This window comes from Streptomyces roseirectus (genome assembly GCF_014489635.1).
In the GTDB taxonomy this organism is placed as follows: domain Bacteria; phylum Actinomycetota; class Actinomycetes; order Streptomycetales; family Streptomycetaceae; genus Streptomyces; species Streptomyces roseirectus.
In genome coordinates, this window is sequence record NZ_CP060828.1 from 9,658,010 (window position 1) to 9,684,018 (window position 26,009).

Below are 26,009 nucleotides of genomic sequence, written 5' to 3' on the forward strand. Positions count from 1 at the left end.
ACGGCGGTCAGCCGCGGCGGTCCACGGGCGGGACCGTCGCGGGCGCCGGGATGGCGGCGGTGTCGAACGTGCCCGAGACGATCTGCGCGGCGAGGTCCGACAGGCGCAGGTGACGGGTGCGGGCATAGGACCGGAACGCGGCGAAGGCGTCGTCGACAGAGGTGTTCCAGCGCTCCGCCAGGACGCCCTTGACCTGCTCGATGAGAACACGGCTGGTGAGCGCGGTCTCCAACTGGCTGTTCTCGACGTACGACCGCTCCAGTGTGCGCTGCTGAAGGATCGCGATCGTGGCCACGTCGGCGAGGGCCTGGGCGAGCGCGACGTCGTCGTCGCCGAGGCGGTGAGGCGCGGTCTGGAAGAGGTTGAGCGCACCGACGACCCGGTTGCGCAGGCGCAGTGGGACGGCGTGGGTGGCCACATACCCCGTCTCGCGGGCCCGCGCGGCGAATCGCGGCCAGTCGGCGGTCACCTCCGGCCGCGTCAGGTCGATGTTCGTCCGGGCGGCGCCGGAGCGGTAGCACTCGACGCACGGGCCCTGATCGTGCTGGAGCGCGAAGAGTTCCAGCAGCCGGGTGTGCTCGTCGGAGGCGGCGATGATCTGCAGTTCCCCGTGCACGTCCGCGAGCAGGATCCCGGCCGCCGACACGTCGAGCAGTTCGACGCAGCGCGCGGACAGCCGCTGCAGCAGGTCGATCACGTCGAAGTCCTCGACGAGGGAGTCCGCGACCTCCACGAAGATCTCGGCCAGACGTCGTTCCCGGGCCATGGCGATCATCCCTCTCCACCGTCGGGCGAATACGGCCCGCTCACATCGTCGTCGAAGTCGTTGTCGAAGCGCAGCCTGCGGGCGATCACGTCCGCCGACACCTCTCCGAGGGGGCGCTCGCTGCCGAACGCGTAGGCGCGCAGACGCAGCATCGCCTCCTCCAAGGACACACCGAGCTGGACACTGATCATTCCCGTCGCCTGATGCACGACCGCGCGGCGCAGCCCCGCGGGAGGCTCCAGCGCTCTGCCGCCCCCCGGCCTGCCGCCCCCGCCGTGAGGATCCCCGTTCAGGAAAGCGCTGGTCAGCGCCGCCGCCAGGGCGACGGCATCCGTGTACTGCTGCTCGCCCAGCTGTCGCTTCTTGTCACACAGCACGGTCAGGACGCCGATCCGGATGGCCCCGACGCCCAGCGGGAAACAGCACACCCCGGACACGTCCAGCTCCCGCGCGAACGACAACAGCGTGGGCCACCGCCCGGGGCGCACCCGGTCCAGGTCCGGAGCCATGACGGGCGTTCCGGTGCGGACCGCGTCCGGTCCAGGGCCCTCACCCAACGTGAACTGCAACTCCTCGAACCGGGCACTCGTCTCCGGATGGCACCAGACCGGCTCGGCGGCCCGAGACGGGCCGACCAGCAGCGACAGTGAGACCCCCGCGGCGTCCAGCGCCCGCGCACACTCCCGGGCCAGGTCGTCGACCCCGCCGAGGCGCAGCGACCGCAGGACTCCGGCCATGGCGTCGCTGATCACCTGTCTCCGTCCCGCGGCGGCCGGAACACCCCGGGATGAGGTGCCGCTCGGCCTGCGCCGTACATTACGGTGCCCCGACGGCCGCCGCACGGCCTGCGGGGATGCCCCGCCAGGCGTCCCGGGCGCTCGCGTACCGCGGGAAGCGCTGTGCCGGGCCGAGCACAACGGGCCCAGGACGTTGCCGTCCATGAACGTCACGGCGCTGAGGCCGACGATGAGGAACAGACGCCCGCTGCCGTGGCGGGCGTCCGACAGGTCGCGTGCGAAGGACGGCGTGGTCATCAGGTCCAGCTCACCGCGGGCCACGACCACATGGCACGCGTCGAATGAGCGGAAACCACGTCACGGAGAGGGCCGGGGGCCACTGCCGAGGGGGGAGACGGCGGATCCGTCCTCCGGTTGTGGACGGAACTGTCGGATGCCCGTCAGTACTTGGCGGTCGCGATCGGCCCGGGGCGGGGTCAGGGCCCGCGCCATGACCGCGACCGTCTCCTCCTCGCCGGCACTCGAAGCCGAGAACCCGCTCCCCCCTGGTGCGCGAGCGCGTCGACGACGCCGTGCGGCATGCCGCGCATCGGCTCCAGACCACCGTGCGGGAGGAGGACGCGCGGCCCCGGGACCACGGAGCCCTCCCCCGCCGGCGGAAGCGCATCGGAAGCGGATCGGTTCTGGTCGCGGAAGCGGGCGTGCTGGTCGCATCGGCGGTGTCAACCAGCCGTTCCGCGCGCTCCTTGCCGTCGGCTCGCTGCCGACTCGTGCGTCCCACGGGTCGTGAACGTTGGAGTACCCATGAACGACCCAGGACCACCACCGCCCCGGAAGATGCCCGGGGAGGACTTCCCCGCCGCGCCGGGGACACCGTCGGCCTACCACGGTGTGGGGCTCATCCCCCCGGCCGGGCCCGCCCGCACGTGGGGGCTCGCCGTCGTCGGCGTACCGCTCGTGCTGGTGCTGCTCCTGGCGCTGGCCGGGAACCTGTCGGGCGACAGCGACAACTCCGGTCGGTCCGGCAGCACATGGAGCGGCACGTCGGGCTGGCCGGGCACCTATGAGACGACGGAGGAGACGCCGGAGACGTTGGACGCGACCGACACCCCGTCGCCGGACGACTCCGACACTCCCACGCCGTACGACTCGACCACCGCTCCCGCCTACGAGGAGAGTCCCACCCCGTCCGTCTCCTCGTCCGCCTTCGAGGAGAGCCCCACGCCGTCCCCGGCCGACACCACCGGCCCTGAAGCCGTCGTCACCGCCTACTTCGAGGCCATCAACAACCGTGACTACGCGACGGCTTGGGCCCTCGGCGGGAAGAACCTCGACAGCGACTACGACACGTTCGCCGCGGGGTTCGCCACCACGCGGTCGGACACCATCACCATCAACTCCGTGCAGGGCGACGAGGTGGCACTGACGCTCGAAGCCCGCCAGACGGACGGCACGACGAAGACGTTCGAGAACGTCTACACCGTCAGCGGCGGAGAGATCGTCAGCGCCACGGGAAAACAGACCAGTTGAGCATCCGGCAGGAGTCGTCGTGACCACCCAGGTGATCCATCCCCGTCCGCCCGACCCGGGGCACCAACCACCGCGGACCGCCCGCGCGTACGCCCGCACCAAGGCAACTCGCCTGCTGTCCGCGGGCACTTACCTCGACGCCGGCTACCGCCGCGCGGTCGTCCGGGAGTTGCTGCGCAACTACCCCCGGGTCGTGGCGCCTTCGTACGGCTACGACGCCGTGTCGGTGCTCGCCCACGCGCTCGCGGCCCGCCGGCTGCACCGCCTCCAGTGGGCCGTGGGCCTCGGTTCGGCCTTCGTGATCTGGCTGCTGCTGGTGCAGGGCACGCTGAACAGCCTCACAGCCACGCTGTTCCTGGTGTGGGCGCTGTGGGGCGCGGCCTATCTGCGGCGCATCGTGACCCTGCACATCCTGATGACCCGGCTGAAGGAGACCCGCCCCGACGGCGGTTTCGACGGCGCCTACCCAGCCCATCGGGCCCTCACCGACGCCGTCGTCCGCAAGATCGACCACGAGCAGTCCAGCGGCAGCGGCCTCGTCTTCTACGGCGGCTTCCGGCCGTTCGTCGGCGCCGGTGAACTCCTGCGCGAGTGGTCCAACGCCCAACTCCTGCTCGGTGCGCGCAAGAAGCGGATCGACACCCGGGCGCAGGCCGACGGCGGCGGCGCCACCCTGGACCTGGAGGCGCGCGAGACCCCCGTCCCGTTCACCGTCCACGAGATCACCGACTACGTGGCCGCCCGGATGCGGGCCCAACTGCGCGACGAGGTCCGCGGGGACGAGCGCATCGAGGGCCTGACCGTCGAGCAGCGCCGCTTCACCACCGCGATCCGCACCAACGACCGTACGCGCGGCCCCGGTTGGTCCCGGCTGCCCGGCGTGGACGACCTGCCCGACATCCACTGGCGGGAGGACTACGACTCCGCCCGCGCCTACCTGTGCGTGCGGGTCGGGTCGTGGAACGAGGAGCTGGTGACCTCGGTCTTCGTCGGGTTCGACCTCAAGGGCGACACCCTGCACACCGAGTTCTACACCTACGTACTCGGGCCGCTGGTGGGGGACTTCCACCTCGTCGACCGGCTGCCCGACGCCTTCGACGGCCGGCTGGCCGTGCGCGTCGCGTGGGACATGGTCAAGGCCGTGCCGATGCGCGCCCTGGCGCTGGCGCTGTGGCCGCTGTACCTGGTCCCGCAGCGGTTCCTGCCGGCGTCGGTACGACGGCTGCTGCGCCCCGGACGCAGTCGCACCACCGTCGCCGTCGCCGAGGCGGAGACCGTGTCGGTCGACAACAGCGAGTTCCAGCTGGGCCGTTACGTGACCGAGGCGGTCGACTGCGGTGCGCTGACCAGCGTCCGGGAGATGGCCACCAGCGCCACCTACCACCACTTCTTCCAGAAGACCGACGCCGTCAAGTACATGCAGATCGTGCAGCGCCGCACGCTCCAGAACATCCGGACGTTCCTGGCGGAGCACAAGATCGACCTCGCCGAGCACGACCGCGCGCAGACCAACATCCTGATGGGCGGCGGGAATCAGGTGTTCACGGGCGACAACAACCACGACATCGGCTACCACTACAACGAGTCCGACGGCGGTTCGCCCGGTTCCCCCGGTCCGGCCGGCGATCGAGGGGGACAGTGACCATGAGCGGCAACAACACGTTCGGCGACGGCAACATGGTCTTCACCGGCGACGGCAACAAGCGGATGGGCTTCCACTACCACGAGGCATCGGCGGCCCCCGCCGCCGAGGAGCGGGAGCAGGCGCCGGGGACACCCACGTTCCCCTCCGACGACGTCCGCGCCCGCAGCGTCTTCGTCGTGCACGGCCGCGACGAGGAGGTGCGCTCGGCGATGTTCGGCCTGCTGCGTCGCCTGGACCTGCGGCCCCTGGAATGGGAGCAGTTGGTGCGCGCCACCGGCAAGGCGTCGCCGTTCCTCGGCGAGGTCGTCGCGCACGCGCCGTCCCAGGCACAGGCCGCGCTGGTACTGCTCACGCCGGACGACAGCGCCAAGCTCCACCCCCAACTGCTGGGCGACCGCGAGCCCGACCACGAGACCCGGCTCACCGGACAGCCGCGGCAGAACGTGCTGATCGAGATGGGGATGGTGCTGATGGCCTATCCCGAGCGAACCGTGATCGTCGAGGTCGGTCACCTGCGGCCGGCCGCCGACACCACGGGCCGCAACGTCATCCGCTTCGACGGTTCGGAGGAGTCCCTCATGAAGATCGTCGCGCGGCTGAAGGTGGCCGAGTGCCAGTTGGACGACTCCCGGTCCGACTGGCGCGACACCTCGCCCTTCGAGAACCTGTCGGCCTATCGACGGCTCGCCTGAACGCCCCTCGGCGTGAGGTGAGTTGAGTACGGCGGTGAGGGCGGGCGTGGTGGGGACGCCCGCCCTCACGTCGCTGCGGGCCCCGCCGCGAGGGCGCTCAGGAAGGCGCCCAGCTCCCGCATGTCGATCCGCTCCAGGTCCGACGGCCGTACCACCACCCGCAGTTCGCGGCAGATCGCGCCCTCACGGGACCGGGCGACGAACGACATCAGCAGCAGCCGCAGCAGGCTGTCCAGGTCGAGATGGCCGAGCCGGGACAGCCCCGAGCCCACCAACGGCATGGCCACACACTCCAGTTGGGCGTGGTCGCGCAGCGCCTCCCACAGCCGGGTCAACCCTGCCGAAAGGTCCTCGACGCTGGACGCGGCCACGTAGTCGTTGCCGATCCGGCTGTACGCGACGGCGAACACCAGCCGGGGCCGGGCGCCGAGCACCGCGACCGTGCCGATCGGATACCGGTCCAGTTTGCCGAGCGGTTTGCGGGCCCGATCCTCGCGCGCGACCGGTGCCAAATGGGCCAGCGCCGCGGCCAGTTCGGCGTCCAGCCGCTGTACGTCGCCGTCGTAGCGCCGGGCCAGCAACTGGGCCTGCACGCTGTCGCCGTTGATGACGACGGACCGGTCGGACTCGGTGTCGAAGGTGTCGCAGAACCCGACGACCAGGTGTGCGCTCTGGTCGAAGACGTCGCCCGCCTCGACCACCACCGTCATGTCCGGCCGCCGGAACTCCTGTCGCACCCGCTCCACCGGCCGGGCCGCGCGAAGCCCCCACACCAGGCAGGCGCCCACCGACACCGCGCTGACGAGGCCGGCGTCGGGCAGGCTGCCGGGGAAGAACTGGCCGGCGAACTGGAGCAGCGCGGACATCCCGCCGAACGCGACGGCCGTGCTTCGCACGAAGATCTGCCGGGCGCGGCGGGTTCCGACCAGCCGCGACGGCCGCCATAGCAGCCGTGACGCCCGCAGTCCACCGGAATCACCCGAACACATCTTTCCTCCAAGGCATCGTGATAATCTGCCGGTCACTTGAGGGTTACGCAGAGTGGCGCGCAGATGCGGCGGGGGCGACGCGGGTGGCCGATGCACGGACGCACATCCAAGTGAAGGTGCTGGGCCCGGTCCGGCTCGAAGTCGACGGCGTCGCGGTGCGGTTGACACCGCTGACCACCCGGTTGCTGGTCCGCCTGGTGGCCGCCGAGGGCGAGGCCGTTCCGGTACGGCAACTGCGGCGCGACGTCTGGGGGTTGGCCGACGAGCCGCGCCATCTGGCCCAGCGCAACCGCAACGAGGTACAGAAACGCGTGCTGGAGCTGCGGCGCGCCCTCGACCCCCGGCAGGACGGCACCGGCGCCCGCGTCCTGCGCACCGAGCAGCAAGTCACCGTGCACGGCACGGAGTCGGCCTACCGCCTGGTGCTGCGGCCCGGGGAACTCGACAGCGCGCGGTTCACCGACGTCGTCCGCGGCGCCCTGCTCGACCCGCCGGCCACCGCCGCGCACCGGCTCGACGAGGCGCTGTCCCTGCTCTACGGCCGCCCGCTGGCCGAGGTCGACGGGGAGGGTTTCGCGGAGCCCTTCATCCGCCGCCTCGCCGCCCTGCGGGATGCCGCCCGCCGCGAACTCGTCCGCGTCCAGGCCGACTTGGGCCGTCCCGAACTCGCCCTGCCGGTCGCCGAGTCGATCGCCCGCGACCATCCCGACGACCCCGAGACCGCGCACACCCTGGACACCCTGCGCGCCACGCTGCGTGCCCGGCACGGCGCCGAACTCATGCGCCACCGCGTACCGTTGCCGGGGCAGCGGGCCGATGTCGTCCTGGTCCGGGGCGACTTGTTCGAGCAGACGGACTCCAACCTGGTGGTCGGCTTCACGGACACCTTCGACACCGAGTCGGACCAGTCGGTCGTCATCAGCAGCGAGAGCGTGCAGAGTCAGCTCGTGGACCGCCTGTTCGCCGGGGAACGCCGCCGCCTGGACGAGAAGTTGAAGTCCGGTCTGCGTACGGTCCGGGCCGTCGCGACCGAGAGCGCGCGGGCCAAACCCCGTGGGCGGCGCGTGCGTTACCCGGTCGGCACCACCGTCGTCGTCCCCGTCGACGGCGGACGCCGGGTGTTCGCCACCGCCTACTCGAGGCTCGGCAACGACCTCGTGGCCCACTCCGGCCACGACGACCTGTGCGTCAGCCTGGAGAACCTGTGGGCGTCGGTCGCGGTGCACGGCCTGTTCAAACCGGTCGCCGTCCCCCTCATCGGCTCCGGGCTCGCCCGCGTCACCGAACTCGACCGCGGGCAGCTCGTCGCCCTGATCGTCGACTCGTTCATCGACGCCTGCCGCCGTCATCCCGCGCTCACACCCGAACTCCGCATCGTGGTGCGCCCCGAGGACCTGGCGAGAACCGACCTCTCGTCGGTCGAGAGACGCTTCCAGGAACTGGTCCCGGACCTGGAACGGGGCCCGGAGGGGCCGCCCGGGAGGGATTGACCGGGGCTCGGACGAACAGGGCTCGGACGAGTGGGGCTCGGATGAATGAGGCCCGGCCGAACGGGGTCCGGACGAACGCGGCCCGGCCGAACGGGCGCTGTCGTAGCACCCGCGACGGCTCCAAGGTGAGACCGGGCGACGGCCGTCGGCTCCCGCCCCCCGGTCCGGTGGGTTCCTCCGCATCTCTGGGCTCCCCGTGCGCGGCGTCGTCCCACCGGTCACGCGGTCCGCCACCGCCGCCCGGCCTCACCGGGTTCCACTGCACCGCGCCCACCGCTTCCGCGGGCACCCACCCCCCGCTTCCGAACCGATTCCGACGGCGGAGCGTACTTCCGGGGACGGCGCCGGGTATCTCCTCCTTGTGGATTTGGGCGGTGTCGGAGGGCTTGGGGCGTCGGGAGCAGAGGCTGGCCCCGGTCGGACGATCGGCAGGGTGTCGTCCTTGCTGTTGCGCACCTCCACCTTCACGCCGGTGTCTCCGCCGCGTGACGTCGCGTTGAGGAACCAGCTCGATTTGCGTAACGTCACCGTCCAGGTCCTACCAGCTCCCCAGCGCGGTCTTCCCGGCGGCGATGGCCGCAGCCGCACCCTTACCGGCAGGTGAACGCGCGCTGCTGGCCGCCCACTTCGCGGCCAGATCCCGGATTGCCTTCACGTAGTTCCGGGTCTCCGAGTACGGCGGGACGCCCCCGAACTTCAGCACCGCACCGGCGCCCGCGTTGTACGCCGCGAGCATGTTGTCCGTCGAGTCCCCGGCACGGCCCCGATTTCCTTCGCGAGGACACAGTCGTAGGCGGCCTGCGACGCGACGGCATCGGCCGGATCGCACCGCTCTGGGGGATCAGCACCTCACCGACAGCGTGGCCGACTGGGTGACACGGGTGTCGAGTGACACCGGGTCCTCCGACAACCCCGTCGCGTCGATGGCCCAGGAGATCCGGAACATGTTCTTCAAGCCGGGCCTCACGGGATCGATCTTCGGCTCCGCGCCGCCGATCTGGCAGGAACTCGATTTCAAGACCTGCACCGACGGTACCGTCAAGACGGTCGGCGGGGCTCCGGTCCTGCGCTCCAGCTTCATGCCGAACCAGTATCTGTACCGCAACGACAAAGCCATCGACCTGAACGGTTCCTACACCGGATCCAGCGCTCCGGTGACAACCGGCGACTTCTATCACTTCAGCGGGCCCGACATCCCCCACCTCCCGCTGAACCAGATCAGTCGATGTACCCGTATGCTTCGTGCGACATCACCAGTGGCCATGGAGGAAATCCATGGAATATCGGAGCGATCGCCGACGCCGCCATAGATCCGTCAACAGCTCACTTCTGCAACGCCCCGGGGAAGAGTCCTGACCCAGCCTTCAGCCAGTAATGCAATGGGCGGGGTAGTCTTCCGGGAAATAGCGAGGCGAAGCCACCCCGCCCCACCAAGGGAAAGGTGCACCGGTGCCGAACTATTTGTACGTGGCATCCGCAGTTTTGAGCGTCGCATGTGGAACCGTGTTCGGCATTCGGCAGAGATCACTGAGGGACGGGCTCACGGCCGGCTTGATGTGCGCCACCGCGATCAGCTGCTTTCTGTCTCTGCGCTATGCGGAAATCGCCATATTCTGGCTGTTCGGGTCGCCGGTGGCAGGATGGGGACTCCTTGGCGCGATGTTCCTGATCGTACTCGCCTGGCTACCGTTCCGGGGCAGCAAAAAGTCTGCCGTCGTCTCTGCTGCCTGTATTGCGGCGGTCTCGGCTTGCCTCTGGATCCGCTCTGCGGTGACACGGATCGCGCTCGAACTCCGCACAAGCGAGCCCAGCCTCGAAATTTCGTGACGGTCCGCCGACGGAGTCGGCGGACCGTTTTCATGTCATGGGCTGGGGCTGTGCAGGCTGAAGACCCGAGTGTCGCCTCGGGAAGGCGCCGGATTCCACTGCTCCGGGTGTTGAGGTGCTGTCGAAGGGGCGGGAATCCGCTGGTCAGTCGAGGTCGGGCAGGTGGGTGAGCCGGTCGAGGGCTACGGTGATGTGACCGGTCCAGGTCCAGTGCCGGGCCAGGTGAGGGATCCGCCGACGGCCGGTGGCCACGAGTTGCCCGTGGTGAACCGTACTCCCCGATGCCGACGCTCAGCGACGCTCAGCAAGGGAACGACTTGTTGGAGCCGTTGGGTGTCGAGTCGCCGGTTAATCACCCAGTGGCGGCCGAGGCGGATCTGCGGGGGGTGGCGTCGTGGGAGAGGACGTCGCGCAGGGGTGCTGAGCGGCGCGGTGGCCTCGGAGGAGGTGGGCGGGCTGGTAGAGGGCGATGCCGTCGACCGCGAGGGCGAGGTCGCGCCAGAGCGGGTGGAGCCTGAGGATCGCGTGGATGCTGCGGGCGCGGGTGAGGAGGGCGCGGAGCGCGGGGACGATCGAGCCGAGGAGCCACAGGAGGAAGCCCGCGTACAGGACGGTGTCGGTGATGTGTTCCTGGTCGGCGAGGTCGCGGGCCGGGAGCGGGTGCAGGGTCGCGACGCTCAGGAAGACCGTCCGCATGACGGCGTAGACGACGATCAGCGTCATGCCCGCCGACATCATCGTGAGGCCGGTACGCAGGGACCAGTGGCCGGCGCGGCGTGCGGCGCGGCCCCACTGGTAGGCGCAGACGAGCGCGGCGGCCACGACGTACGCGTAGAAGAGGCCCATGTAGAGGGCGAGGCCGGGGTCGCCCATGTGCCGGCCGATGAAGTACGGGCTGTCCTTGCCGGTCTTCGAGCGGTCGAGGACGAGGAAGAACACCGCCGTCATGCACACCACGGTTGCCACCGAGGCGTACGCGGTGGCCCGTTGGATCCACGCGGAGATCCTTATGTGGCGGGCGGAGGTGTCCTCCTCGGCGTAGACGTCGCACACGTACATCAGCAGGACGCAGATCCCGGCGATGGCCAGGACGTGCTTGAGGAGGGTCGGCAGGTCGTTGACGCCGAGCGGGTCGACGGCGGTCCGGCCGAGGCCGGTGCGCAGCCACCAGGCGATCGCGAAGGCGGTGAAGGCGCCGGAGAGGGAGCGGCTGCGGCGTTGTCCTCGCAGTGTGCCGGGCAGGCGGACGGCGGCCTGGAGCAGGAGCAGCGCCAGGATGAGGGTGGCGATCAGGTCAGAGACGGACACGGGGTTTCCGGGAGGTGTGGGGGGTGTGGGTGAGGTCTTCGGCGAGGTGGCGCAGGGTGGGGTCGTCGATGTGCTCGGTGGCGTACGCCTCCTGGTGCAGGAGGTCGGCCAGCATCTCCGCGCGGCGCTCGGTGGGGGAGTCGTAGCGGTGGCGGGCCATCACCCGGCCCCGCGTCAGGAGGCGGCGCAGGGTGTCGGGCGGGAAGTCGGGGAGCAGGCGGGCCAGCTCCTCGAAGTTCGCCTCGGTGGTGTCGTCGCACCAGATGTGGGCCAGCTCGTGGAGGATGATCCGCTGGCGGTGGAAGGACGTGGTGCCCTCCACGTGCAGGATCAGGTCCACGGGGACGTCGTCGAGCTGGAGCCACAGGCCGCACACGTCGGTGTTGGCCAGCAGGTGGTCGGGGACCGGGACCAGCTTGATGCGGCGGTTGCGGGCGGCCTCGATGCCCGAGATCAGGCCGTCCAGGGTGAACGGGCTCGGGACGGGCATCCCGGCGAGATGGGAGCGGCACTCCTCATGCAGTTCACGCCGGGCTGCTGCCGCTGCACGGCGCCTGCGCACGCACGCGATCGCTCGACTCCACCTGCGACCACCGGAACGGAGTATCCGGCGCCTGGGACTTCCTGAACCAGTTGTTCCGAACATTGCCACGGGCTGCTCAGAGCGAAATTTCAAGGACGGCGGGTGAAATCGTGCGGATTTCACGGAGGGAACAGATTATGGGAGACGGTGTTCCGCTGGTGCCTGCGGTGAACGGAACGGAGCGCGACATGAAGATCCTTTACGTGCGCAAGCCGAACGAGGGCCGTAGGAGGATTCCCTGGCTCCGTGAGACTACGGCCGGAGCCGGAACAACACAGGATTCACAGACTCTGCTTATCCTGCAGATGAGAACTACCAGTTCCCATAGCCGGTTAGTTCCCTATTCAACTGTTTCCGGGGTGGAGTCGGTGCGACCTCAACTTGCCGGAAAGCAGGCCGCACTGCACAGAAACCCGGCGAGGTCCGCCGATGCTGAAGGCGGGGAATCTGTGACACAGCTCCCACCCTGGGGTGTTATGTGAACGTTACGGATGGCGAGGAGCGGGGGCGGTTACTCCTTACGCACGTTCTACGTCGAGCCCGCGCACGCCGCGACACGGCCGACATACCGGGATTCCACAGCACGTTCGGCGTGAAGACCGCTCGCGGGATCACCCAGCAGCAGACCGCCAAGCTGGCAGGCGTCAGCCGGCGCTGGTACAGCAACCTCGAATCCGGACGCCCGGGGAACTACAGCGACACCTTCCTCCACGCGGTGCGCCGCATCCTCGCCCTGGACGACGACGAGTGGGCCATCGTCTACGGCATCGCCCGAGGCCGCGCCCCGAACGCCAGCCTCTCCCGTCCTCCGGACCACAAGGTGCCCCAGGCCCTTCTGTCCCTCGTCGAGCAGAGTCCGACCTGGGGGATCTACCTCAGCAACCACTGCTGGGACCTCCTCGCCTGCAACCGGAAGGCTCAGGAGTACTTCCCGTGGATGGTCGACGGGGCCAACGTCGTGGAATGGGTCCTGACCTCCCCGGAAGCACGCACCCAGCTCATCGACTGGCGGAAATCCTGGGCGCTGCCCTCGATGGCGGCACTCCGGGTGCACGCGGAACGATGGCCCGACGACGAACGGCTCCACGAGATAATCGAGAAAGTGCGGCTCGATCCGACCGCCCGTAAAATGTGGAACGACGCAGACCTGCCGGCCGTGACCTATCCCGTATCCAGTTCACCGCGGCGTCTTCACCTGCCGCAGTATGGCGGCAAAGAATTCTCCGTCCGAATTCTCGTACTGGAGCCTCTGGAGTTGCCGACCTGTCGGCTTGTGGCGCTCACGCCCGCAGAGTTGGTTCCTTACATCGACGGCTGATGCGCCTTCGGCGCGATCTTTGCTCGCGGGGAGCCGAATCGGTATAGACGTGACCTGCCACGACGTCCGCGCACCATCTCCGTTCACGCGGAGCCGACCTGGCCGGTCATGCTCGATGTTCGGCTGGTCGCGGATCACTTCCGCTCGCGCGGAGCCGACCGGCCGAAGAGCCGCCCCCACCGGCCCGGCTGCGGATCACCTCCGCTCGCGCGGAGCCGACGCATCACCGAGGGACTGCCCGCCGGTGTCGAACGGATCACCTCCGCGCGCGCGGAGCCGACGAGGCCCTGATGCGCCCCACCGCCGACGTCGCCGGATCACCTCCGCTCGCGCGGAGCCGACCGGTCGAGACGGTCCTCGGCACACTCAGCCGCCGGATCACCTCCGCTCGCGCGGAGCCGACGTGGCGGTGGAGCTGTGCTGGAGGGCGCGCATCGGATCACCTCCGCTCGCGCGGAGCCGACATGATCAGCTTGGACTTGCCGTCGTCCTGTTTCGGATCACCTCCGCTCGCGCGGAGCCGACGGCTACGCACCCGTCGGTGAGGACGTTCCCGCCGGATCACCTCCGCTCGCGCGGAGCCGACGTTGGGGAAGCCGGTCTCCTGGCTGGCGTCGGCGGATCACCTCCGCTCGCGCGGAGCCGACGAGTCGGGAACCGCGCTGAGGGCACGCGAGGACGGATCACCTCCGCTCGCGCGGAGCCGACCACTTCGGGGAAGAGCGCCGCACGCAAGATATCGATCACCTCCGCTCGCGCGGAGCCGACGAGGACGTCGTACGGGACGGGGCGGCGGGGGGCGGATCACCTCCGCTCGCGCGGAGCCGACAACAGCAGTGTGCCCGCGACGTTCTCGTACACCGGATCACCTCCGCTCGCGCGGAGCCGACGCGCAAGGCCAAGAAGGCGTAGCTACCGACGACGGATCGCCTCCGCTCGCGCGGAGCCGACCGGGTCGCCAGGTCCTCGGTCTGGCCCTCGTGCGGATCACCTCCGCTCGCGCGGAGCCGACCGCCGAAATCGCCGCGAGCCCAGATGAAATTCCGGATCACCTCCGCTCGCGCGGAGCCGACAGCTGCGGATCAGCTTGACTCGGACCTAAAAACGGATCACCTCCGCTCGCGCGGAGCCGACTCCATCCCGACCAGCTCAAGGTCCAGGGCGGCCGGATCACCTCCGCTCGCGCGGAGCCGACGGCGGCGCGCCGGTCGAGGTCCGCCCCACTTGCGGATCACCTCCGCTCGCGCGGAGCCGACCCCCTACTTGTGGAGGTCCGGGTGCGGGTGGCCGGATCACCTCCGCTCGCGCGGAGCCGACCAGCTCAAGGCGTGGCAACGCGACGTCGACGACGGATCACCTCCGCTCGCGCGGAGCCGACCGCGCCGGCCTGTACCTCGACTGCCACGAGAACGGATCACCTCCGCTCGCGCGGAGCCGACAAGCTGAGGCCCATGACCCGCGCACTGACCGACGGATCACCTCCGCTCGCGCGGAGCCGACCACTCAGCGGGCGAAGCCCGTGACGCAGGCAGCGGATCACCTCCGCTCGCGCGGAGCCGACCGGCTCTGCTCGGCACGGACCGCCTCGATCGTCGGATCACCTCCGCTCGCGCGGAGCCGACATCCTCATCGGGATCGTCGCGTCCGCGTTGATCGGATCACCTCCGCTCGCGCGGAGCCGACCAGCGCTCCGCCGAGTTCGCTACCGTGATCCACGGATCACCTCCGCTCGCGCGGAGCCGACCGCCCTCCGGGCAACGGCCTTCCACGCAAACCCGGATCACCTCCGCTCGCGCGGAGCCGACGCGTCGTACGGCAACTCGCCAGCGCGCATGAACGGATCACCTCCGCTCGCGCGGAGCCGACGGGCGGAACGTCGACGGCACGGGCTGGTGGGCCGGATCACCTCCGCTCGCGCGGAGCCGACGCCCGCACCTGCGTCCGCCGGGGCCTCGCCGTCGGATCACCTCCGCTCGCGCGGAGCCGACAGGGAGAGGACCTTGTCGCGCCACACCTCGTACGGATCACCTCCGCTCGCGCGGAGCCGACAGGCGATGGGGAGGCCCCTTGCCGTGAAGCAGCGGATCACCTCCGCTCGCGCGGAGCCGACATGGCGAACCACATCAGCTCAGGCCCAAGGACCGGATCACCTCCGCTCGCGCGGAGCCGACGGTCCGGGCCCGGCGCCCCGGCCATCCAGACGCGGATCACCTCCGCTCGCGCGGAGCCGACCCGACCCGTTCTGGAGCCAGGCCGCCGGAGATCGGATCACCTCCGCTCGCGCGGAGCCGACTCGGACAGCTCTACGGCCCTCCAGGAGGCGTTCGGATCACCTCCGCTCGCGCGGAGCCGACTGGACATCCGGTGGATGCGCCTCAAGATCAACCGGATCACCTCCGCTCGCGCGGAGCCGACACGCTCACCGACACCTCCTGGCCCTCCTCCTGCGGATCACCTCCGCTCGCGCGGAGCCGACACCATCACCCCGGCCCGGGTGGTGGGTTTGAACGGATCACCTCCGCTCGCGCGGAGCCGACGTTGCCTGCTTGCTTACTGCTGACGGCCGCCTCGGATCACCTCCGCTCGCGCGGAGCCGACTCACCGCCGCGCTGGCGTTCGGCCCTGCGCTGCGGATCACCTCCGCTCGCGCGGAGCCGACGTGTTGTCCTGGATGACGGCCTCGGTGAGGACCGGATCACCTCCGCTCGCGCGGAGCCGACGTCCGTTGCACGCGAATAGGCGGGTAAGCGGTCGGATCACCTCCGCTCGCGCGGAGCCGACCCGGCGGGCGTTCTCCTCCCACGGGCACGCGGCGGATCACCTCGGCTCGCGCGGAGCCGACTCCGCCCAGAACGCGACCGGCAGCGCGATCTCCGGATCACCTCCGCTCGCGCGGAGCCGACGAATCGCCGCCCGCAAGGAGGGGTGGAGCAGCCGGATCACCTCCGCTCGCGCGGAGCCGACGAAAAGGACCTGGTCATCGCCGTCGCCAACCACGGATCACCTCCGCTCGCGCGGAGCCGACTCGTTCCAGTCCTGGAACGGCTTCCAGGACGCCGGATCACCTCCGCTCGCGCGGAGCCGACCGAGCTCCGGCTGGAGCGGGAGGCGTTCGCGTCGGATCACCTCCGCTCGCGCGGAGCCGACACGTCCCGGTCGTTGCGGTCGTATCCGGAGTCCGGATCACCTCCGCTCGCGCGGAGCCGACCCCTTCGTGTGCTTGAACGACTCGATCGCAGCCGGATCACCTCCGCTCGCGCGGAGCCGACTTCGTGTCCACGTCGAACTGGTCGACCAGGTTCGGATCACCTCCGCTCGCGCGGAGCCGACCTGGCCACGGGGACGATCACAGACAGTTCACGCGGATCACCTCCGCTCGCGCGGAGCCGACGACGCTGCCGCTGACTTCCCCTGGGGACAGTTCGGATCACCTCCGCTCGCGCGGAGCCGACGACAGCCTCACGGCCGACGGGACCAACAAGGTCGGATCACCTCCGCTCGCGCGGAGCCGACGCCCCCGTCACCCCCCCGTCCGCCGAATTCCACGGATCACCTCCGCTCGCGCGGAGCCGACAAAGAAGCCCGCCACCCATCAGAGGCGGCGGGCGGATCACCTCCGCTCGCGCGGAGCCGACGGCTCGTGCTGCGGCTTGTCGGGGACCGGCTGCGGATCACCTCCGCTCGCGCGGAGCCGACTTGCCCACGAACGAGGAACAGTCCGAGGACCCCGGATCACCTCCGCTCGCGCGGAGCCGACGCGTGGACCTGCTGGAGTACCGCTACCTGCGGCGGATCACCTCCGCTCGCGCGGAGCCGACACTTCCTGACCTGGGCGTTCTCAGTCGCTTTGCATTTTCTTTGCCGATTGTGGCTTGTCCGGTCCGGCATGTGGGTTCCGGTGCCCCGTGTCAGGTCTCACGGTGTCGACCTTACGGTGTCGGGTGCTGCCGGGGGTGGGGTTTGTGCTGGTGGGGAGGTGTTGTCAGTGGGGGGTGCTATCGATTGTCGGCATGATGAAGCGTCAGGCGGCAGTGCCGGGGTGTCCGTTGGTCGATGTCCGGCTGTGGGGCAAGGAGCGCGGGCTTCCGTGCCGGTATCCGGTGATCTGTCATCTGCTGGACACGGCGGCGGTGTTCGGCGAGTTGTGGGATGTGCTGCTGGGCGACCGGGTGAGGGGGAGGATCGCGGAGGCGCTGGGGCTGTCGGTGGCTCAGGCGCGGCAGGTGCTCGCGTTCTGGGCGGGGCTGCATGACCTGGGGAAGATCACGCCGGTGTTCCAGGCGCAGGTGGAGGAGGCGTTCGCCGAGCTGCGGGCTGATCCGTCGTATGCGTTCGCTGAGGGGGCGGAGCGGGAGACGGAGTTCCGGCATGAGATGGCCACGCACTGGGCGCTGACGCGGCTGTTGGGGGAGGTGGGGTACCCCGATGACCGGCGGATGGTGAACAGGCTGGCGCACCGGGTCGCGCAGTTGCTCGGGGGGCATCACGGGTGGTTCGGGGCGGTTCTGCTGGCCAGGAAGGTGGAGGAGGCGGAGGCACACCAGCCGGGGCTGGGGGGTGAGGGGTGGGCGGATCAGCGCCGGGCTCATCTGGAGGAGCTGAGGCGGGTCACGGGGGCGTGGGCGGTTCCGGAGCGGGGGCTGCCGGCGGAGCTGGCGGTGATTGTGGCGGGGCTGGTGGTGGTCGCGGACTGGCTGGCCAGCCAGACGGAGGCGATCGTCCCGCTGCTGCCCCCGCAGGGGTGGAAGGGGACGGCCGGTGAACTCGACGCGCACTGGGACGCCGCGCAGAAGGCGGCTCCCGGGCTGGTGCGGGAGGCTCGGCTGGGGCGGGCGCAGTTCGTCGCGGAGTGTTTCGAGGACATGTTCCCGTTCTCGCCGAACCTCCTCCAGGGCGATCTCACGGCACGGTTGCCGCAGTTGGTGGGGGAGAAGGGGCCGGGGCTGGTACTGGTGACGGCGCCGACCGGTGACGGCAAGACCGAGGTGGCCCTGTACGCGGCGTCGGTGCTGGGGCGCGCGGCGGATGCCCGCGGGGTGTTCTTCGCGCTGCCGACCATGGCCACGGCCGACGCCATGCACCCGCGGGTGAGTACCTTCGCGCGGCAGGCGCTCGGCGGGGAACGGGCGCTGACGCTCCTGCACTCCATGGCCTGGCTCAGCCCCGCCTACGCCCTGTCCGGCCAGGACGGTGCGCCGGCCTTCGAGATGAGCGCCGACGCGGCGACGGCGACCGAGGCGGGCCTCTGGCTGCGCGGGCCGGGGCGGGGACTTCTGGCGCCGCTGGGCACGGGCACCATCGACCAGGCGCTGGGCGCGGTGCTGCCCACCAAGTTCAACGCGCTGAAGTTGTTCGGGCTGTCCGACAAGGTGTTCGTGGTCGACGAGGCACACGCGTACGGGCCGTGGATGCACCAGATGCTGGTGCGGCTGCTGGAGTGGCTGGGCGCGTTCAACGCCCCGGTGGTCCTGCTGTCGGCCACCCTCTCCGGCCGTACGGCGTCGTCGCTGGTGGACGCCTACCGGCGCGGCGCGGGGTTCCTGGAGCCGTCCGAGGTCCAGCCGTGCTACCCGGGCTGGATGTTCACCGCCGCCGCGACCGGCGAGGTGTCCGCACCGCGTGAGGTCGGCAGCGCGCGCGGGCGGACCCTGGAGGTGCGGCTGCGCCCGGTGAGGTGGGACGCGGCCGAGGCGGCCGGGGACCCGGTGCGCGGGGGAGGACGGCGCGAGGCCCTGCGCGAGGCGCTGGAACCGGTCGCGGCCGAGGGCGGGACCGCTCTGGTGTGCTGCACCACGGTCGCCGAGGCCCAGCAGACCTTCCGCGACCTCACCGCCGCCTTCCCCGAACTCGCCCGCCGCGCAGGAGGCGTACGCCTCCTGCACTCCCGCTATCCCGCCCACGTCCGCCAGCGCATCACCGCCGAGTGCGAGGCCGCCTACGGCAAACCCCGCTCTGACGAGGACACCGCCCGGCCGCGCCCGGCGTCGATCCTGGTCGCCACCCAAGTGGTCGAACAGTCACTCGACTTCGACTTCGATCTGATCGTCAGCGACCTCGCCCCGCTGGCCCAGCTGCTCCAGCGCGCCGGCCGCGGACGCCGGCACGAACGGGGCGACACCGGCCGCCCCGCATGGGCACTGCCCGAAGACCGGCCCCGCCTGCTCGTCCTCGAACCCGTCGACGGAGACGGCGATTTCACGGTCCCGCACACCTGGGGAACCGTCTACGACGCCGGACTCCTGCACCGCACCGCCCTGCTGCTGCACGCGCACGCGGCAGACGGCATCGCCGTCCCCGGGGACATCCAGAGGCTGGTCGACGCCGTCTACGCCGACGACTTCGTCGACGGCCTCGACGAGGCTGTCCAGCAGCAACTGCGGCGCATGGACGCCGAACGGGAAGCGAACGACGCGACAGAAACCCACATGGCCGACATGGTCGTCGTGGACGCGCCCGGCGACGTGGGCGGCAACCTCCACCTCCTCAGCCGCTGCGAGGCCGGAGTCACCCAGGAACTGCTGACCACCCGGCTCGGAGCCGACACCGGACGCGTGCTGTGCCTGTACGAGCAGCCCGACGGCACCCTCACCCTCGACGCCGACGGCACGACTCCCCTGCCGGTCGGCGGCCGTAAAGGGCTCACTCACCCGGAACTCGCGCAGATCATGGCGCACGTCGCTCCCGTCCCGGGCAAGTGGACGCGCGGAGCCGACGGCCACCCCCAGTCGAAGCCGTGGGCCAAACACCCGGTACTGCGCGGCGTGACGCTCCTGCCTGTACGCCCTGCTGAGGGCAGCGGCTCGCCGTGGAGCGGGAGGCACGGCACGCGGACGATCACCATCTCCGACGTCGGCCTGGAGGCGCGTTAACCCGAACGAGTGACACTCCGTCAAATCTCCCTACGGGCAGCCCACTTCTGCAACGCTGATGCGGTCGCCACGGCGTCAGATCTCCTCTCTCCGGTCTGCGCCGTGGCGGCGTCCGCCCGCTCCTGCGGGCCGAGGGGGAACGGTCTCGGCTCTCTGCGAGCAGCCCACGGTTCACCTCCGTCTTCACGGAGACCCCGCCCTCATTGTGGCCAGCAAAATCATGATCGGAGTCGAATGCCGACCAGTTCTCACAACTTGTTCGAAGAGCCCTGGGTCCCTGTCCGCTGGCTTCCCACGGCCCCTGCCCCGCACCCCGACCGGGTCGGGCTGCGGGACCTGTTGCTGCGCAGTCACGACATCGAGACGCTTGCGATCGCGGATCCCCCGGCGCACTCGGCGTTGCTGAGGGTCCTGTACGCGCTGACCGCGCGGGTGACCGACCTGGACGAGGCCGGTCCTGGGGACTGGGGTGAGCGCCGTCTGGACGTCCACGACGCCGGACAGTTTCCCCCTGAGGGGATCGAGAAGTACGTCGCCCGCTTCCGGCACCGGTTCTTCCTCTACGACCCGGGGGGCGGCCGTCCGTGGATGCAGGACGCCCGGCTGGCCGCGCAGTGCGACGCGGACAAGACGGCCGGGGTGAACAAGCTGATCGTGACGCGTCCGGCGGGCAACACGCACGCCTGGTTCCGGCACGGCAGCGACGCGAGCCCGGACTTTCCGACGGTCTCCGAGGCAGTGCTGAACCTGCTGGTGTGGCACTACTACGGTCCCTCGGGCCGCTGTTCGGCCCGTGAGGTCGACGGAGTCAAGACCGCCAGCGCCACCGCGGGCCCGCTGCGCACCGCGCTCTCCTACCACCCCGAGGGCAAGAACCTCTTCGAGACACTGCTGGCGGGCTTGGTCAAACCGCCGCTCACGGTACGGCGCGAGAGGGACCTGTGCCCGTGGGAGTGGGCGAATCTCCCGGACCCCGACGGTTCGCCGCCGGTTCCGGAGGGTCCGTGCGCGCGGCTGACGGCGTGTTCCCAGCATGCGTTGCTGTTGGTCGCGGACGAGAATGATCCTGGTCTGGTCCGGGACGCGTACATCACCTGGGCCTACCGCAGCGGACGTATCCCGCGCGATGACGATTACCTGATCTGGCAGGTCAGCCAGCAGGGGAACCGCTACCCCAGGCCCGCCGATTCGCGGCGTGCGCTGTGGCGGGATTTGGACGCGCTGCTGTTGAAGGAGCCTCCGGGGGTGGCGCAGCCGCAGCGGCCGAAGGTGTTCGAGTACGCGAGCGAGGTCTCCGAGGACCTGCGGGTGCGGGCGCTGGGCTTCGACCAGGAGGGCCAGGCCAAGGACATCCAGTTCGTGGACGCCGCGACGCCCGCCGTGCTGGGGCTGGTGGAGCGGGACCTGCCGACGTCGGCGCCCGCGGTGGGGCGGATGCGGCAGCTCGGCGAACAGTACGGGCGCCGTCTGGAGCGGGCCGTCAAGCGGGCCTGGACGTTGTATGTGGACGATCCGAAGGCGGACGGGGACACCTGGGCGGCTGAGGCCGCGGCCCGTTACTGGCCCGCTGCCGAGGCCGAGTTCTGGGCCCGGTTCCGTGCGTTGGACGGCGCTGGCCAGGTGGTGCCGGCCACGTTCGGTGCCGCGGAGGCCAGGACGGTGTTCCTGCGGCTGGCGCTGGGCGCCTACGAGACGGTGACGGCGTCCGTCACCCGTACCCAGCGGGGCGCGAAGGCGGTCTCCGACGCCCGTATCGAACTCTTCGGCGGCCCGTGCAAGAAGGCGTCGTAGCCCACTCATTCACGTTGGTGGAGGAAGGATCCGAATGCCCCCCGAGAACAGCACCGACGAGCGCATCGCGGCCCGGCGCCGCAGGCTCCTGGAATTCACCGGCGAGATCGAGGAACTGTGCCGGGACGATCCCGGCGCCCGGACCGCGTTGCGCACCGGCTTGCGCCGCGACCTCGACCATGTCCCCCGGATGCACCGGTTTATCGCCAGGTGGCTTCCGCGCGACAGCTCGGAGGCCGAACAGCGGGCTTATTACGCGGTGGCCGCGATGATCGCCGCCCAGCCCCGCAGCCGCTACCCCGACCCCGACGACGAACCCGGCACCGACCCGCAGCAGGAGACGTCCGCCGAGCAGGAGCCGCCGGAGTCCGCCGGCCAGGAGTCGCAGGCCGACGGCGACAGCCCCGCGGCGGAGCGGTACGGCGCGAGCCTGGGGCGTGCGTTCGCGCTCGCCGTGTACGAGAGCCCGGAGCGGGAGCGGACGATGCGGGAGGCGGCTGCGGAGGCGCGGCTGAACCTGCTGACCCGGCAGAGTCTGGGCGGTCTGCACCGCCACCTTCCCGCCTCGGTCGGCTACCTGCGCGAGCTGGACGTCCCTGTCGACTGGGCCCAGTTGCTGTCCGACCTCGCCTCTTGGCCCGCCTACTGCGACCGCATCGCGCGGCGCTGGTTGCAGGACTACTACATCGAGCGCAACCGGGCCCTCAGTCAGGTCGCCGACCACGCCGACCAGGACGAGGCCACCCGCCTCAGCACCCCCGCCTGACCATTTCGTCCCGTACACCGAGAGAACAGAGGAACCACGGCCATGACCGCTCCCGCCCGTTTCATCGACATCCACATCCTGCACTCCGTCCCGTTCGCCAATCTGAACCGCGACGACACGAATTCTGTGAAGACCGTCCAGTACGGCAACACGCTGCGTACGCGGGTTAGCAGCCAGTCCTGGAAGCGTGCCGCGCGGACGGTCTTCGAGGAGCAGTTCGGTGAGGCGGCCCTGCGTACCCGCCGTATCGGGGAGCGCGTCAGCCGTGAGCTGGAGCTGCGCGGCTGGCCGTCCGAGCTGGCGCAGCGGGCCGGCGGCCATGCCGCGGTGGCCAGCGGCATCAAGTTCGAGCTGGCCAAGAAGTCCGGCGAGGCCAAGGAGACCGTGCCCAACAAGGTCCTCACCAACGCGATGGTCTACGTCCCGGAGACGGCCGTCGCCGAGCTGGCCGACCTCGCCGAGCGCCACCGCGAGGCCCTGGAGCAGGCCAAGGACATCAAGAAGCCCGCCGACAAGAGCGTCCTGCCCTCCGGCGAGGTCGAGGCCGTGCTGCGGTCGCGCAACGGGGTCATCAACCTCTTCGGCCGGATGCTCGCCGAGATCGACGACGCCGGCGTGGACGGCGCCGTCCAGGTCGCCCACGCCCTGACCACCCACGAGACGGACGTCGAGCTTGATTACTTCTCGGCCGTGGACGACGTCACCGCGCTGTGGGACGACGCCACCGGCAGCGGCCACATGGGGCACGCCGAGTTCAGCGCGGGGACCTTCTACCGCTACGCCACCCTCGACCTGCGCGACCTCGCCGCGAACATCGGCGACGACCAGGACGCGGCCCGCGAACTCGCCGCCGGCTTCCTGACCGCGTTCGTCGGCTCCCTGCCCCAGGCGAAGAAGAACTCCACCGCCCCGCACACCATGCCCGACCTCGTCCACATCAGCGTCCGCTCCGACCGCCCCCTGTCCTACGCGGCGGCCTTCGAGAAGCCCGTCCGCGCGAGCGCGCAGGGCGGCTTCGCCGAGGTCTCCCGCACCCAGCTCGACACCTACGCCCAGGCCGCGAACACCCTGCTGGGCGCCAAGGGCCTGATCGCCTCCGGCTGGGCCGGCCTGGACACCGGCCTCACCGGCCTGGGCGAGCGCCACCCCTCCTTCGAGGAACTGATCACCACCGCCGTCGACGCCGCCCTCGCCCCGGCTCCCGAGGCCACCGCGTGAACCCCCAGCCCCTGCCCGGACTTCTTCTGCGCCTGAGCGGGCCGCTCCAGTCCTGGGGCGAACGCAGCCACTTCAACGAACGCGACACCGCAAGCTTCCCCACCCGCTCCGGGATCATCGGCCTGCTCGCCTCAGCCCTCGGCCGCCGGCGCGGCGAGAACATCGACGACCTCACCCGCCTGTCGGTCACCGTCCGCACGGACCGGCCCGGCGTCCTCCTGCGCGACCTGCACACCGTCGGCGGCGGCCTGCCCGCCAAAGCCACCGTCACCACCGCCGAGGGCAAGAAACGCAGCGGCGACACCGCCACCCTCCTCACCCACCGCACCTACCTCGCCGACGCCGCCTTCACCGTCGCCCTCACCACCGACGACACCACCCTCCTCACCCAGGCGGAAACCGCCCTCACCCACCCCTACTGGCCCCCCTACCTCGGCCGCCGCTCCTGCCCGCCCGAAGGCCCCCTCCTGCTGGGCCGCTTCGACGACGCCCTGCACCATCTCGTCCACCTGCCCCTCGCCGCACCCCCGCCCGCCAACCCCACCGCCCCGGTCGACTTCCTCGCCGACCACCCCCTCACCCACCTGGCCCCCACCACATCCGCCACCACCGACAGCGGCGCCCACCCGGCAGGCCGGGTCAACGACCAGCCCCTCACCTTCCACCCCCGGCGCCGCGCCCACCGCGACCGCCCCCTGTACCGCCGCACCCTCCACCTGCCCGCCGACCAGCACACCGGCCTGGGCACCGACCACCTCACCACGCTGGCCGCCTACCTCGACGGCCACCGCCATCAGTCCGAAGAGAGCCCCCGATGAGTGTCTGGCTGACCCGCATCGTCCCCGACCCCCGCTCCGCCCAGGCCCGCCGAGACCTCACCGGCCGCGAGGCGGCCATGCACCTGCACCGCCGCCTGATGTCCCTCTTCCCCGACGACGCCGGCCCCGACCCCCGCGCCCGCTTCGGCGTCCTCTTCCGCCTCGACGACACCCCCACCGGCTCCCACATCCTCCTCCAGAGCACCCACCAGCCCGACCTCACCCGCCTCCCCGACGGCTACGGCACCACCCAGACCCGCCCCCTCGACCCCCTCCTCGACGCCCTCAAACCCGGCCTCACCATCCGCTACCGCTGCACCGCAAGCCCCGTACGCAAACCCGGCGCCACCACCCGCGCCCTCTACAACCTCCCCGCCGTCGTCCCCCTCACCGGCGCCCACGCCGACGAATGGTTCACCCGCCAGGCGGACACCGCAGGACTCACCCCCCTCACCCTCCACTCCCAGCCCCTCGACACCGCCCGCGCCCTGCGCACCCCCGACACCAAGAAAACCCAGTCCATCCGCCACACCCGCACCCGCTTCGACGGCTCCGCCACCATCACCGACCCCGACCTCCTGCGCCAGAAGATCACCGAAGGCATCGGACGCGGCAAGGCATACGGCTGCGGACTCCTCAGCATCGCCCCCGCCCGGAACACCCCATGACCCCACCCGCCCACACCCCCGGCCAGGCACGCCGCCGCCTCGCCGCACCCACCGTCGCCATGCTCCCCCGCATCGCCGACTCCCTCTCCTTCCTCTACCTCGACATCGTCCGCATCCACCAGGACGACACCGGCGTCCGCGCCGAAATCACCAGCCCCGAACGCGGCACCGAAACCGTCTACCTCCCCACCGCAGCCCTCTCCTGCATCCTCCTCGGCCCCGGCACCTCCATCACCGCCCGCGCCCTCACCACCCTCGCCCGCCACGGCACCACCGTCCTCATCACCGGCTCCGGCGGCGTCCGCACCTACGCCGCCGCCCTCCCCGACTCCCTCACCACCACCTGGCTCGAACGCCAGACCCGCACCTGGGCCGACGACCAGCAACGCCTCGCCGTCGCCACCGCCATGTACGAACTGCGCTTCGGCCCCGGCACCGTCAAACCCGGCACCACCCTCGCCCAGCTCCGCGGACTCGAAGGCCACCGCGTCAAAGCCCACTACCGCCTCCTCGCCCAGCAATACCGCATCGGCCGCTTCCGCCGCACCTACGACCCGGCCTCCTGGGACACCCAGGACCCCGTCAACCTCGCCCTCTCCGCCGCCAACACCTGCCTCTACGGCATCGTCCACGCCGCCATCCTCGCCCTCGGCTGCTCACCCGCCCTCGGCTACGTCCACAACGGCAACCAGCAAGCCTTCGTCTACGACATCGCCGACCTCTACAAAGCCGACCTCACCATCCCCCTCGCCTTCTCCCTCCACAACTCCACCAACCCCGAAGCCGAAGCCCGCCGCTCCTTCCGCGACGGACTCCGCCTCTTCCGGCTCCTGCCCCGCATCGTCACCGACATCCAAAACCTCCTCGACCCCGACACCACCCACCAACCACCCGACCCCGAAGAACACCTCGTCGACCTCTGGGACCCCGTCACCGGCCCCATCCCCGGCGGCACCAACCACGCCACCCCACCCTGACACCCGCTGGGAGCCTC

General features: G+C 70.6%; 20 protein-coding genes and 1 CRISPR repeat array. Of the genes, 14 read left to right on the forward strand and 6 right to left on the reverse strand.

Annotated elements, in window-relative coordinates; all coding sequences use genetic code 11:
• Positions 1-7 precede the first annotated feature (7 nt).
• Together IAG44_RS41630 and IAG44_RS41635 are read right to left on the reverse strand one after the other, a co-directional pair.
• Positions 8-775 carry a GAF and ANTAR domain-containing protein gene (locus tag IAG44_RS41630; RefSeq protein ID WP_187752194.1) on the reverse strand — a complete coding sequence of 256 codons (768 nt, stop codon included), beginning with the start codon at positions 773-775 and terminating at the stop codon, positions 8-10.
• Entirely contained in the window at positions 772-1,824 is a 1,053-nt protein-coding gene (locus tag IAG44_RS41635; RefSeq protein ID WP_246562985.1) for a GAF and ANTAR domain-containing protein, read from the reverse strand. Before IAG44_RS41635 ends, IAG44_RS41630 begins: the two co-directional genes overlap by 4 nt.
• Before the next feature lie 483 nt (positions 1,825-2,307).
• Between IAG44_RS41635 and IAG44_RS41645 the strand changes: the two genes are divergently transcribed.
• From IAG44_RS41645 to IAG44_RS41655, 3 genes are read left to right on the forward strand one after another with little or no spacing between them, the layout of a single operon-like run.
• Entirely contained in the window at positions 2,308-3,033 is a 726-nt protein-coding gene (locus IAG44_RS41645; RefSeq protein WP_187752196.1) for a hypothetical protein, read from the forward strand.
• 19 nt (positions 3,034-3,052) lie between these two features.
• Positions 3,053-4,675 (forward strand): hypothetical protein, encoded by a 1,623-nt coding sequence (locus tag IAG44_RS41650; RefSeq protein ID WP_246563011.1) that lies wholly within the window; start codon positions 3,053-3,055, stop codon positions 4,673-4,675.
• 2 nt (positions 4,676-4,677) lie between these two features.
• A complete protein-coding gene (locus tag IAG44_RS41655; protein ID WP_187752197.1) occupies positions 4,678-5,370 on the forward strand; it encodes a TIR domain-containing protein in 693 nt (230 codons plus the stop codon).
• A gap of 65 nt (positions 5,371-5,435) precedes the next feature.
• On the opposite strand, the gene IAG44_RS41660 is transcribed toward IAG44_RS41655, so the two are convergent.
• Complete coding sequence (locus IAG44_RS41660; protein ID WP_246563030.1) at positions 5,436-6,266, reverse strand: macro domain-containing protein; 831 nt, start codon at positions 6,264-6,266, stop codon at positions 5,436-5,438.
• 176 nt (positions 6,267-6,442) lie between these two features.
• Here IAG44_RS41660 and IAG44_RS41665 point away from each other — a divergent pair, with 176 nt between their 5' ends.
• Positions 6,443-7,849 carry an AfsR/SARP family transcriptional regulator gene (locus tag IAG44_RS41665; protein ID WP_246563057.1) on the forward strand — a complete coding sequence of 469 codons (1,407 nt, stop codon included), beginning with the start codon at positions 6,443-6,445 and terminating at the stop codon, positions 7,847-7,849.
• Between the two features lie 538 nt (positions 7,850-8,387).
• Here the strand turns inward: IAG44_RS41665 and IAG44_RS41670 are convergent.
• Positions 8,388-8,585, reverse strand: a complete 198-nt coding sequence (locus tag IAG44_RS41670) for a lysozyme family protein (RefSeq protein WP_246565158.1) — start codon at positions 8,583-8,585, stop codon at positions 8,388-8,390.
• Positions 8,586-8,772: 187 nt separating this feature from the next.
• Here IAG44_RS41670 and IAG44_RS41675 point away from each other — a divergent pair, with 187 nt between their 5' ends.
• Positions 8,773-9,159, forward strand: a complete 387-nt coding sequence (locus tag IAG44_RS41675; RefSeq protein WP_187752199.1) for a hypothetical protein — start codon at positions 8,773-8,775, stop codon at positions 9,157-9,159.
• A gap of 139 nt (positions 9,160-9,298) precedes the next feature.
• The gene (locus tag IAG44_RS41680) at positions 9,299-9,676 is read left to right on the forward strand and encodes a hypothetical protein (protein WP_187752200.1); all 378 of its coding nucleotides are present in this window, start codon (positions 9,299-9,301) and stop codon (positions 9,674-9,676) included.
• Positions 9,677-10,024: 348 nt separating this feature from the next.
• Here IAG44_RS41680 and IAG44_RS41685 read toward each other — a convergent pair whose 3' ends face one another.
• Positions 10,025-10,984 carry an MAB_1171c family putative transporter gene (locus tag IAG44_RS41685; protein ID WP_187752201.1) on the reverse strand — a complete coding sequence of 320 codons (960 nt, stop codon included), beginning with the start codon at positions 10,982-10,984 and terminating at the stop codon, positions 10,025-10,027.
• Positions 10,971-11,474, reverse strand: coding sequence for a hypothetical protein (locus IAG44_RS41690; RefSeq protein WP_187752202.1), 504 nt, complete (start codon positions 11,472-11,474; stop codon positions 10,971-10,973). The genes IAG44_RS41685 and IAG44_RS41690 overlap by 14 nt, the downstream gene beginning before the upstream one ends.
• A 571-nt stretch (positions 11,475-12,045) precedes the next feature.
• Here IAG44_RS41690 and IAG44_RS41695 point away from each other — a divergent pair.
• The 8 genes from IAG44_RS41695 (at position 12,046) to cas1e (ending at position 25,992) form a co-directional block, all read left to right on the forward strand.
• Positions 12,046-12,885 carry a helix-turn-helix domain-containing protein gene (locus IAG44_RS41695; RefSeq protein WP_187752203.1) on the forward strand — a complete coding sequence of 280 codons (840 nt, stop codon included), beginning with the start codon at positions 12,046-12,048 and terminating at the stop codon, positions 12,883-12,885.
• Positions 12,886-12,954: 69 nt separating this feature from the next.
• Positions 12,955-16,703: a CRISPR direct-repeat array (repeat unit 29 nt; unit sequence CGGATCACCTCCGCTCGCGCGGAGCCGAC).
• A 192-nt stretch (positions 16,704-16,895) separates the two neighbouring features.
• Complete coding sequence (cas3, locus tag IAG44_RS41700) at positions 16,896-19,754, forward strand: CRISPR-associated helicase Cas3' (protein ID WP_187752204.1); 2,859 nt, start codon at positions 16,896-16,898, stop codon at positions 19,752-19,754.
• A 234-nt stretch (positions 19,755-19,988) separates the two neighbouring features.
• Entirely contained in the window at positions 19,989-21,545 is a 1,557-nt protein-coding gene (gene casA / locus IAG44_RS41705) for a type I-E CRISPR-associated protein Cse1/CasA (RefSeq protein WP_187752205.1), read from the forward strand.
• A 34-nt stretch (positions 21,546-21,579) separates the two neighbouring features.
• Positions 21,580-22,311, forward strand: a complete 732-nt coding sequence (gene casB / locus IAG44_RS41710; RefSeq protein ID WP_187752206.1) for a type I-E CRISPR-associated protein Cse2/CasB — start codon at positions 21,580-21,582, stop codon at positions 22,309-22,311.
• Between the two features lie 42 nt (positions 22,312-22,353).
• Positions 22,354-23,529 carry a type I-E CRISPR-associated protein Cas7/Cse4/CasC gene (gene cas7e, locus IAG44_RS41715; protein WP_187752207.1) on the forward strand — a complete coding sequence of 392 codons (1,176 nt, stop codon included), beginning with the start codon at positions 22,354-22,356 and terminating at the stop codon, positions 23,527-23,529.
• Complete coding sequence (gene cas5e / locus IAG44_RS41720) at positions 23,526-24,347, forward strand: type I-E CRISPR-associated protein Cas5/CasD (protein WP_187752208.1); 822 nt, start codon at positions 23,526-23,528, stop codon at positions 24,345-24,347. The genes cas7e and cas5e overlap by 4 nt, the downstream gene beginning before the upstream one ends.
• Entirely contained in the window at positions 24,344-25,015 is a 672-nt protein-coding gene (gene cas6e / locus IAG44_RS41725) for a type I-E CRISPR-associated protein Cas6/Cse3/CasE (RefSeq protein ID WP_187752209.1), read from the forward strand. The genes cas5e and cas6e overlap by 4 nt, the downstream gene beginning before the upstream one ends.
• Positions 25,012-25,992 carry a type I-E CRISPR-associated endonuclease Cas1e gene (gene cas1e / locus IAG44_RS41730; protein ID WP_187752210.1) on the forward strand — a complete coding sequence of 327 codons (981 nt, stop codon included), beginning with the start codon at positions 25,012-25,014 and terminating at the stop codon, positions 25,990-25,992. The genes cas6e and cas1e overlap by 4 nt, the downstream gene beginning before the upstream one ends.
• Positions 25,993-26,009 lie beyond the last annotated feature (17 nt).